Annotated in this window: 2 protein-coding genes; both read left to right on the top strand. The window is 40.0% G+C overall.

Going from position 1 to position 1,384, the window contains the following annotated elements:
* The coding region (locus F902_RS00020) for a SulP family inorganic anion transporter (RefSeq protein WP_005199233.1) at positions 1 to 1,048 on the top strand (1,048 nt) is incomplete at its 5' end.
* Between the two features lie 12 nt (positions 1,049 to 1,060).
* The coding region (locus F902_RS00025) for a universal stress protein (RefSeq protein ID WP_005199235.1) at positions 1,061 to 1,384 on the top strand (324 nt) is incomplete at its 3' end.

Consider the following 1,384-nt stretch of genomic DNA (forward strand, 5'->3'; position numbering starts at 1 on the left):
TGCGATGACAATTGGCGGTTTAGCTATTATTTATCTATTCCCTTATATCCCAGTAATAGGGAAACTTTTACCCTCTCCCCTCATCTGTATTGTCCTCCTTACGCTTTTTGCCTTGTTCATTGGTTTAGATGTAAGAACCGTAGGTGATATGGGGCAATTACCAGATACATTACCTATTTTCTTACTTCCTGATATCCCTTTAAATCTTGAAACTTTAGTGATTATTTTACCCTATTCACTAGGTTTGGCAGCCGTGGGTTTACTTGAGTCCATGATGACCGCAACAATTGTCGACGATTTAACAGATACCACCAGTGATAAAAACCGAGAATGTAAAGGGCAAGGTGTTGCCAATGTCGCTTCAGGCTTCTTAGGCGGAATGGCAGGCTGTGCCATGATTGGTCAATCCATTATTAATGTGAAATCTGGTGGACGTACCCGTTTATCATCATTTAGTGCAGGGGTCTTTCTGTTAATTATGGTGGTGTTTATCAGTGACTGGCTTAAAGCCATTCCAATGGCTGCACTGGTTGCTGTCATGATCATGGTAGCAATTGGAACATTTAACTGGGATTCACTACGCAATATCCGCCAATATCCCTTATCTAGCAATATTGTGATGATCGTTACAGTCATCGTGGTCGTTGCGACACATAATTTGGCTTATGGCGTATTAGTTGGTGTACTTCTTTCTGCATTATTTTTTGCCAACAAAATTGAACGCTACATGGCAATTCAGTCCGAATTTAATGAACCTGAAAATACCCGTACTTATACGGTAACAGGTCAAGTGTTCTTCAGCTCAGCAGATAAATTTACTTCTGCATTTGATTTCAAAGAAGCACTTTCAAAAGTTGTGATTGATGTTAGTCAGGCTCACTTTTGGGATGTGTCTGCGGTCGCTGCCGTAGATAAAGTGGTCATTAAGTTTAGACGTGAAGGAACAGAAGTCGAACTGATTGGAATGAATGAAGCCAGTAAAACGTTAGTCGATAAGTTTGGTATCCATGATAAGCCAGATGCTTTAGATCGCTTAAATAGCCACTAAGAGGGATGAATTATGTCAAAAATTATTGCATGTATTGATGGATCATTAGCAACAAATACCGTTTGTGATTATGCAGCTTGGTTTAGCGATAAATTGAATTCACCTCTTCAGTTATTGCATGTCATTGATAAGCCAAAAGCGAAAGCACCACAAGATTTAAGTGGTGCAATTGGTCTAGGAAGTCGAGAAACCTTGCTAAACGAGTTGGTTGAACTGGAAGAACGTAAGGGGAAAATTGAGCTAGAGCATGGCCAAATTCTTCTTCGGGAAGCAAAAAACTATCTATTGGAGAAGTTCTCTATTGATGCTCAAAGCTTTCAACGCCATGGCAGTCTT

The sequence above is a fragment of the Acinetobacter higginsii genome (assembly GCF_000369525.1).
GTDB lineage: Bacteria > Pseudomonadota > Gammaproteobacteria > Pseudomonadales > Moraxellaceae > Acinetobacter > Acinetobacter higginsii.